Genomic DNA, 9,016 nt, shown 5'->3' with positions numbered 1-9,016 from the left:
CCCGCCGGCGCCAGGCCGCAATCGGGCGTGATGGCCCGTCGTGACGCCGTGTCCCTGCGGGTCCGGCGGGTGCCCGCAGGGCGTTGACGGCGTATCCGGGCGGCGTGTGATGCGCACAGTGCCTTCCGCTTTGTTGCCCCGCCTGCAACAATGAACACCTGCGCGGCCAGACCGTGCAGCCTCGCGAAAGTGGCGGAATTGGTAGACGCCCTGGATTTAGGTTCCAGTGCCGCAAGGCGTGGGGGTTCGAGTCCCCCCTTTCGCACCAGCCCCTGCCGGCTCCGGGCCGGCCCCATGACCATGGGCACGTCCCCGGCCGGCACGGCGGCGGCATGCTGCCTTGGCGCGCCTTCACGGCCGCCCCCGGCCCGCGCTGGCGGCGCTGGCCGTTATCGGCGAAACTACAGGGCTGCGGCGGGCATGCGCGTCAACGACCCCGCGTTCAAAACCCGTTCCATCCATCACATCGTGCCGGGGGCGTTGCCGCCGGTGGCAGGAGTCAACATGCAAGCTTCGATCGAATCCACTGGCAATCTGGAACGCCGCCTGACCTTCTCGCTGCCGGAAGACCGCCTGCAGACCCACATCAGTGGCCGTCTGGGCGAAATCGCCCGCACCGCGCGGATCAAGGGCTTCCGCCCGGGCAAGATCCCGGCCAAGGTGATCGAACAGCGTTTCGGCCAGCAGGTCCGCAGCGAAGCCGTCGACGGCCTGCTGCGCGAGACCTTCGATGCCGCCCTGCGTGAGCACGAACTGCGCATCGCCGGCACCCCGCGCATCGACAAGGGCGAGGAAGGCGAATTCTCCTTCGTGGCCACCGTCGAGCTGATTCCGGACTTCGGCGACGTGGACGTCAGCAAGCTGACCGTGGTGCGCCACAGCGCCGAGATCAGCGACGCCGACATCGACCAGATGATCACCAACCTGCGCGAACAGCGCCGCAGCTGGAGCCCGGTCACCCGTGGCGCGCAGGAAGGCGACCTGGTCGCGCTGGAAACCTTCTCCCAGGCCGGCGATGAGCGCCTGCCGGCCGAAGGCAGCGAAAAGGGCAGCGTGATCGTCGGCCAGGGCATGATGTTCGAGCAGATCGAGCAGGGCCTGGTGGGCATGGCCAAGGGTGAAGAAAAGACCCTGGACGTCGAATTCCCGGCCGACTGGCGCGTGCCGGCCCTGGCCGGCAAGCAGGTCAAGGTCACCGTCAAGGCCGTGGACGTCTCCGCCCCGGTGCTGCCGGACGTGGATGAAGACTTCATCAAGAGCTTCGGCGTGAAGGGCGGCGACGAGGAGCAGTTCCGCAAGGACATCCGCGCCAACCTGGAGCGCGAACTGAAGGGTGCCTTGATGAACCGCCTGCGCCGCGAAGTGGGCGAGCAGCTGATCGCCGCCTACGCGTCGGTCGAAATGCCGCCGCGCCTGGTCGAGAACGAAGCCCGTGCCATGCTGGGCCAGCAGATCGAGCAGATCCGCCGCAGCGGCCGCAACCCGGGCGAAATCCCGGCCGATGCCCATGAAGGCTTCAAGGACGCCGCCGCCAAGCGCGTGCTGGTCGGCCTGCTGGTGGGCGAAGTGGCCCGCAAGAACGACCTGCGCCTGGACCCCAAGCGCCTGAATGAAACCATGCGCCTGATCGCCTCGACCTACGAAGAGCCGGAGCAGGTCATTGAGATGTACCGCAATGACCCCCAGCTGATGAGTGGGCTGCAGAATCGTGTGATGGAAGAGCAGGTGATCGACTGGATCGCCGAGCGCGCCCAGCACACCGAAGAGAAGCTGTCGTTCCAGGACGCGATCCGCCAGTAAGCGGCCGCGTTTTACGCCCCGCGCCCCGGCGCGGGGTTGTTCCCCCCAAAATAGGTGCCTCACTAATGGACAACCGAACCACAGCCCTGAACATGGTTCCGATGGTGGTCGAACAGACCAGCCGCGGCGAGCGCGCCTATGACATCTATTCGCGCCTGTTGAAAGAGCGCCTGATCTTCCTGGTTGGCCCGATCGACGATCACATGGCCAACGTGGTGGTGGCGCAGCTGCTGTTCTTGGAAGCGGACAACCCGGAAAAGGACATCAGCATCTACATCAACTCGCCCGGTGGCGTGGTCACCGCCGGCATGGCGATCTACGACACCATGCAGTACATCAAGCCGGACGTGAGCACCATCTGCGTCGGCCAGGCCGCCTCGATGGGCGCGCTGCTGCTGGCATCCGGCGCGGCCGGCAAGCGCTACGCGCTGCCGAACTCGCGGGTGATGATCCACCAGCCGCTGGGCGGCTTCCAGGGCCAGGCCACGGATATCGACATCCATGCCCGTGAAATCCTGACCCTGCGCTCGCGCCTGAACGAGGTGCTGGCCAAGCACACCGGCCAGTCGCTGGAGACCATCGCGCGCGATACCGAGCGCGACAACTTCAAGAGCGCCGCCGACGCGGTGGCCTACGGGCTGGTGGACCAGGTGCTCGAGCGCCGTCCGGAAGAGTCGATCACCCCGGCATGATGCTGCAGCCAGGCCGGCAAACCGGCTTGTTTCCGCAGGGTCGGGCGGACTGGTGTCCTCCCGACCCTGTGTTATTCTCGAATCGAACCCCCGTTCAGCGGGTGGGGTAACTGGGTAAGCGAAGCATGAGCGAAGACCGCCAAGGTCGTTCCACGGACACCGGCAAGATCCTCTACTGCTCTTTCTGCGGAAAGAGCCAGCATGAGGTGCGCAAGCTGATTGCGGGCCCGAGCGTGTTCATCTGCGATGAGTGCGTGGAGCTGTGCAACGACATCATCCGTGAAGAACTCGAGGAAAAGGCGCAGTCGGCGCGCAGTTCGCTGCCCAAGCCGCGCGAGATCCTCGAGGTCCTCGACCAGTACGTGATTGGCCAGAACCGGGCCAAGCGCACGCTGGCCGTGGCTGTGTACAACCACTACAAGCGCATCGAGAGCCGGCAGAAGAACGACGAGGTCGAACTGGCCAAGTCGAACATCCTGCTGGTCGGCCCGACCGGTTCGGGCAAGACGCTGCTGGCCGAAACCTTGGCCCGCCTGCTCAACGTGCCGTTCACCATGGCCGACGCCACCACGCTGACCGAAGCCGGTTACGTGGGCGAGGACGTGGAAAACATCATCCAGAAGCTGCTGCAGAAGTGCGACTACGACGTCGAGAAGGCACAGCAGGGCATCGTCTACATCGATGAAATCGACAAGATCTCGCGCAAGAGTGAGAACCCGTCGATCACCCGTGACGTGTCCGGCGAAGGCGTCCAGCAGGCCCTGCTGAAGCTGATCGAAGGTACCGTGGCCAGCGTGCCGCCGCAGGGCGGGCGCAAGCATCCCCAGCAGGAATTCCTGCAGGTGGACACCAAGAACATCCTGTTCATCTGCGGCGGTGCGTTTGCCGGGCTGGACAAGGTGATCCAGGCGCGCTCCAACGATTCGGGCGGCATCGGCTTTGGTGCCAAGGTCAAGAGCGCCGAGCGCAAGCAGGAAATCGGCAAGGTGCTGGCGGAAGTCGAGCCGGAAGACCTGATCAAGTTCGGCCTCATCCCGGAATTCGTCGGCCGCCTGCCGGTGGTGGCGACCCTGGAAGAGCTGGACGAGGCCGCCCTGGTGCGGATCCTGACCGAGCCGAAGAACGCCATCACCAAGCAGTTCAAGAAGCTGTTCGAGATGGAGCACGTCGAGCTGGAGTTCCGCCCCGACGCCCTGGCTGCGATCGCCCGCAAGGCGCTCAAGCGCAAGACCGGTGCCCGTGGCCTGCGGACCATCGTCGAATCGGTCCTGCTGGACACCATGTACGACCTGCCGTCGGCCGAGAACGTCAGCAAGGTTGTCGTGGATGAATCGGTGATCGAGCACAAGTCCGAGCCGTACCTGATCTACCAGACCCCGCCGGCCCCTGAACAGAAGGCCGCGGGTGCTGAATAATCGGTTCAAGCAATTGAATTGATAGAAGTTTTTCAGAACAGCTTGCATCTAGAAGCCGATGGCCCCATAACGAGGCCATCGGCTTTTTTTGTATCCGGGCGAGGCCGCCCGGAGGCCATCCCCACTGTTCCACTGGAGCCCACATGGCCCGTTCCCCAACTGAGACTCTCGACCTGCCGGTACTGCCGCTGCGTGACGTGGTGGTGTTCCCGCACATGGTCATTCCGCTGTTTGTCGGCCGCGACAAGTCCATGCACGCGCTGGAACAGGCGATGGCGGCGGACAAGCGCATCCTGTTGCTGGCGCAGAAGTCGGCCGAGACCGACGATCCCACCGCCGCCGACCTCTACCAGGTCGGCACGCTGGCCCAGGTGCTGCAGCTGCTGAAGCTGCCCGACGGCACCATCAAGGTGCTGGTCGAAGGCCTGTCGCGGGTCAACGTCACCCAGGTCACCGAGCGTGACGGCGCGCTGCAGGGCATCGCCACCGAAATCGAATCGGACGAGTCGCGCGAGCCGCGCGAGATCGAAGCGATCGCCCGGTCGCTGATGTCGCTGTTCGAGCAGTACGTCAAAACCAACCGCAAGCTGCCGCCGGAACTGCTGCAGACCCTGGCCGGCATCGATGAACCGGCGCGCCTGGCCGACACCATCGCCGCGCACATCAGCGTGCGCCTGGCCGACAAGCAGCGCCTGCTGGAAACCCTGCAGATCGGCGACCGGCTGGAAATGCTGGTGGGCCTGGTCGACGGCGAAATCGACGTGCAGCAGATGGAAAAGCGCATCCGCGGCCGCGTGAAGTCGCAGATGGAAAAGAGCCAGCGCGAGTACTACCTCAACGAGCAGATGAAGGCCATCCAGAAAGAACTGGGTGACCTCGACGACGCGCCCGGCGAACTGGACGAACTGGCCCGCAAGATCGCCGAGGCGGGCATGCCCAAGCCGGTGGAAACCAAGGCCAAGGCCGAGCTCAACAAGCTCAAGCAGATGTCGCCGATGTCGGCCGAAGCCGCCGTCGTGCGCAACTACCTGGACTGGCTGCTGGGCGTGCCGTGGAAGAAGCGCACCAAGGTGCGCAAGGACCTCAAGGCCGCGCAGGACACGCTGGATGCCGATCACTTCGGCCTGGACAAGGTCAAGGACCGCATCCTGGAATACCTGGCGGTGCAGTCGCGCGTGAAGCAGATGAAGGGCCCGATCCTGTGCCTGGTCGGCCCGCCCGGCGTGGGCAAGACCTCGCTCGGCCAGTCCATCGCCAAGGCGACCAACCGCAAGTTCGTGCGCATGAGCCTGGGCGGCGTGCGCGACGAGGCCGAAATCCGCGGCCACCGTCGCACCTACGTCGGCTCCATGCCGGGCCGCATCGTGCAGAACCTCAACAAGGTGGGCAGCAAGAACGCGCTGTTCGTGCTGGACGAGATCGACAAGATGTCGATGGACTTCCGTGGCGATCCGTCGTCGGCGCTGCTGGAAGTGCTGGATCCCGAGCAGAACAACGCGTTCAACGACCACTACCTGGAAGTGGACCTGGACCTGTCCGAAGTGATGTTCGTGGCGACCTCCAACTCGCTCAACATTCCCGGCCCGCTGCTGGACCGCATGGAAGTGATCCGCATCCCCGGTTATACCGAGGATGAAAAGCTCAACATCGCCATGCGCTACCTGGTGCCCAAGCAGCTCAAGGCCAACGGCCTGAAGCCGGAGGAGCTGGAGATCGAGGCCGACGCCATCCAGGACATCGTGCGTTACTACACGCGCGAATCGGGCGTGCGCAACCTCGAGCGCGAAGTGGCCAAGATCTGCCGCAAGGTGGTCAAGGAAATCGCGCTGGCCGGCCCCGCCGGGCTGCCCAAGCCGGCCAAGGCCGGCAAGAAGGCCGGTGCGAAGAAGAAGGCACTGGTGGTGGTCACCGGCAAGAACCTGGACAAGTACCTGGGCGTGCGCCGGGTCGATTTCGGCCGTGCCGAGGAACAAAACGAGATCGGCCTGGTCACCGGCCTGGCCTGGACCGAAGTGGGCGGCGACCTGCTGCAGATCGAATCGACCCTGGTCCCGGGCAAGGGCCAGCTGATCCTGACCGGCCAGCTGGGCAACGTGATGAAGGAATCGGCCTCGGCCGCCCTGTCGGTGGTGCGTTCGCGCGCCGAGCGGCTGGGCATCGACAACGAGTTCCTGCAGAAGCACGACGTGCACGTGCACGTGCCCGACGGCAGCACCCCGAAGGACGGCCCCAGCGCCGGCATCGCGATGGTGACCTCGCTGGTGTCCACGCTGACCAAGGTGCCGATCCGCGCCGAAGTGGCGATGACCGGCGAGATCACCCTGCGTGGTCGTGTCACCGCGATCGGCGGGCTGAAGGAGAAGCTGCTGGCCGCGCTGCGTGGCGGCATCACCACGGTGATCATCCCCGAGGAGAACCGCAAGGACCTGGCGGACATCCCGGCCAACGTCACCCGTGATCTGAAGATCATCCCGGTGAAGTGGATCGAGGAAGTGCTGGACTTGGCACTGGAGACCCCGCTCACCCCGAAGAAGGCCAAGAAGGATGGGGCGCGCGTCACAGTGCGCGGCAAGAGCAAGACAGCTTCCACCACGCGCGTCAAGCATTGACGTGTGCTGTCGAAATGCCCGAAACCCGCGTCGTTATTGGCTTTTCAGCTTGCGCGGGTAGGGGTGCACTGGTATAAAAGCACCACTCGCGAGTCAGTACGCACTGATGTCGGCGAATCGAGAACTTCACTGGCATCCGGCCGCAGTCTGGGTCGGATGCTTCACTGTCGAACATGCGGAATCCCCGCCAAAGGAGCTGTACAGAATGAACAAGACCGAATTGATCGACGCCGTTGCCGAGGCCGCCGACCTGACCAAGGCCGAGTCCAACCGCGCCGTCGATGCCGTCATCGCTTCCATCACCAAGGCCCTGAAGGGCGGTGACGCTGTGACGCTGGTGGGCTTCGGTACGTTCCAGGTTCGCGCACGTGCTGCCCGCACCGGCCGCAACCCGAAGACCGGCGACACCATCAAGATCGCTGCATCGAACAATCCGTCGTTCAAGGCTGGCAAAGCCCTGAAGGATGCCGTAAACTAAGCGGCTTGCTGGGGTGCTTAGCTCAGCGGTAGAGCGTCTCCTTTACACGGAGAGGGTCGGGGGTTCGAAACCCTCAGCACCCACCACAGCACCGCAGTAGCAGTTTGAGATTTGGAGCGGTAGTTCAGCTGGTTAGAATGCTGGCCTGTCACGCCGGAGGTCGCGGGTTCAAGTCCCGTCCGCTCCGCCAGTTTCAAGAAGGCCCCTGAGCAATCGGGGGCCTTGTTTTCTCCGCCGACGCATGTCGCGGTGAAGGCGGTAGAGCCGACCGTTGGTCGGCTGAAAAAATTAAAACATGGAGCGGTAGTTCAGCTGGTTAGAATGCTGGCCTGTCACGCCGGAGGTCGCGGGTTCAAGTCCCGTCCGCTCCGCCAGTTTTAAAAAATCCTCGAAAAAAGCAGTCTTCGGGGTAGGTTTTCTGAATATCTTCGGATAGAATGAGCGCCTGCAAAGTTTCAAGCGCGGAGCGGTAGTTCAGCTGGTTAGAATGCTGGCCTGTCACGCCGGAGGTCGCGGGTTCGAGTCCCGTCCGCTCCGCCAATCTTTGAAGAGCCCCTGGTGCAAACCAGGGGCTTTTTTTTTGGTTTTTCTTCCCACGGATGGGAGCGTCTTGCTGCAATGGCCGGAGCAGATGACGTGCATTCGTGCGCGTGCGTCTTGGTTGTCCAGGCGACGTTGTGGATCGGGGCGCGGCTCCGTTTGTGACTGCCGCGAGCGTGAGGGCCCCGCAGCGGCCGGTAGGCCCCTGGCGCAAATGTCCCCCGGCCTGGCGGCCTCCTCCTTTATGTTGCCCAGGGGCCTACCGGCCGCTACGGGGCCCGGCATGCGGACAGCCCCGGAGCGAGGCATCTCTGGCTCCCGTTGGTGGGTCGGGCGCTGGGCCCCATGCCCTTGGAGGCGAAATAAAGGAGGAGGGGGCGGCCGCAGGCCGACGCCGGGGGCGTCGCCGGAACGGGCATGGGGCCCAGTGCCCGATCCACCAACAGCCGCGCCGGGCGTGGTCAACGCGCGCTTCTGCTCCCACGCCGCTGGCAGAAGAAACAGTTCTGTTTACCGCGGCAGCGTCAACCGCGTCGCGGCCAGCTGCCCCGACCGGGATCGATGTGATGGCGACATCCGGCGGCCCGCAGCCGTTGCAATGGCGGCGCCGCGCCTGCCTGCGATGGTTTTGGAGCCACGCCGGAAGCGGGTTACACTGCCCGGCTCGCCACTCAGGCCATGATTTTTCCCATGCTGCAGAAACTTCGCGACAAGACCTCGGGCTGGATCGTTACCGTGATCCTGGGGCTGCTGATGATTCCGTTCCTGTTCGTGATCGACTCCAGCTACCTCGGTGGCGTGGGTGCGCAGAACGTGGCCAAGGTGGCGGCACCGCCGACCTGGTGGCGCTCGGCGCCGTCGTGGTGGCCGATGTCCTTCCTGTGGCAGCACCACGAGATCAGCTCGCAGGATTTCCGCGTGCGTTTCGAGCAGGCCCGCCAGCAGGCGCGCCAGGAGCAGGGCGAGAACTTCGACCCGCGCGAATTTGAAAGCACCGAAAACAAGCTGGCCGTGCTCGACCAGATGATCGACGAACAGGTCGTGCGCCTGGCCGGCGAACAGTCCGGCATCGTGATCGGCGACAACGCCGTGCGCGAATACATCGCCGCGATCCCGGCCTTCATCGGCCCGGACGGCAAGTTCAACGACAACCAGTACCGCCTCGCACTGGCCGGTGGCAATCCGCCGCGTACCCCGACCCAGTTCGAGGCCCTGGTGCGTGAAAGCATCCAGCAGTCGGTGATCCCGTCGGCGCTGCAGGTGTCCGGGTTTGCCACCGCCGCCGAAGCCGAGCGCCTGCTCAAGCTGCTGGGCGAGACCCGCGACGTCGAACTGGCGGCGCTGCCGGAGCTGCCGGCCGACACCGCCGAGGTGACCGACGCGCAGATCAAGCAGTGGTACGACAGCCACACCAAGGATTTCCGCCAGCCGGAAACCGTGACGCTGGAATACGTGGAAATCAACGGCGCGAACCTGCCGGCG

General features: G+C 64.6%; 6 protein-coding genes and 5 tRNA genes. All 11 read left to right on the top strand.

Annotation, left to right across the window (positions count from 1 at the left end; genetic code table 11):
• Nucleotides 1–183 precede the first annotated feature (183 nt).
• Nucleotides 184–268 (top strand) — tRNA-Leu (locus DBR34_RS09260).
• Between the two features lie 236 nt (nucleotides 269–504).
• Nucleotides 505–1,800 carry a trigger factor gene (gene tig / locus DBR34_RS09255; protein WP_128096574.1) on the top strand — a complete coding sequence of 432 codons (1,296 nt, stop codon included), beginning with the start codon at nucleotides 505–507 and terminating at the stop codon, nucleotides 1,798–1,800.
• A 65-nt stretch (nucleotides 1,801–1,865) separates the two neighbouring features.
• Complete coding sequence (gene clpP / locus DBR34_RS09250) at nucleotides 1,866–2,492, top strand: ATP-dependent Clp endopeptidase proteolytic subunit ClpP (RefSeq protein ID WP_038690153.1); 627 nt, start codon at nucleotides 1,866–1,868, stop codon at nucleotides 2,490–2,492.
• A 125-nt stretch (nucleotides 2,493–2,617) separates the two neighbouring features.
• Nucleotides 2,618–3,907 (top strand): ATP-dependent Clp protease ATP-binding subunit ClpX, encoded by a 1,290-nt coding sequence (clpX, locus tag DBR34_RS09245; RefSeq protein ID WP_038690151.1) that lies wholly within the window; start codon nucleotides 2,618–2,620, stop codon nucleotides 3,905–3,907.
• 143 nt (nucleotides 3,908–4,050) lie between these two features.
• Nucleotides 4,051–6,516 (top strand): endopeptidase La, encoded by a 2,466-nt coding sequence (gene lon / locus DBR34_RS09240; protein ID WP_128096573.1) that lies wholly within the window; start codon nucleotides 4,051–4,053, stop codon nucleotides 6,514–6,516.
• A 205-nt stretch (nucleotides 6,517–6,721) separates the two neighbouring features.
• A complete protein-coding gene (locus DBR34_RS09235) occupies nucleotides 6,722–6,994 on the top strand; it encodes an HU family DNA-binding protein (RefSeq protein ID WP_038690141.1) in 273 nt (90 codons plus the stop codon).
• An 11-nt stretch (nucleotides 6,995–7,005) separates the two neighbouring features.
• Nucleotides 7,006–7,080 (top strand) — tRNA-Val (locus DBR34_RS09230).
• Between the two features lie 27 nt (nucleotides 7,081–7,107).
• Nucleotides 7,108–7,184 (top strand) — tRNA-Asp (locus DBR34_RS09225).
• Between the two features lie 107 nt (nucleotides 7,185–7,291).
• Nucleotides 7,292–7,368: transfer RNA gene (locus tag DBR34_RS09220), tRNA-Asp, on the top strand.
• Nucleotides 7,369–7,457: 89 nt separating this feature from the next.
• A tRNA-Asp gene (locus DBR34_RS09215) sits at nucleotides 7,458–7,534 on the top strand.
• A 690-nt stretch (nucleotides 7,535–8,224) separates the two neighbouring features.
• The coding region (locus DBR34_RS22480) for a peptidylprolyl isomerase (protein ID WP_308812525.1) at nucleotides 8,225–9,016 on the top strand (792 nt) is incomplete at its 3' end.

The organism is Stenotrophomonas sp. HMWF003 (genome assembly GCF_003061285.1).
In the GTDB taxonomy this organism is placed as follows: domain Bacteria; phylum Pseudomonadota; class Gammaproteobacteria; order Xanthomonadales; family Xanthomonadaceae; genus Stenotrophomonas; species Stenotrophomonas maltophilia_AP.
This window is presented reverse-complemented; position numbering and strand designations above follow the sequence as displayed.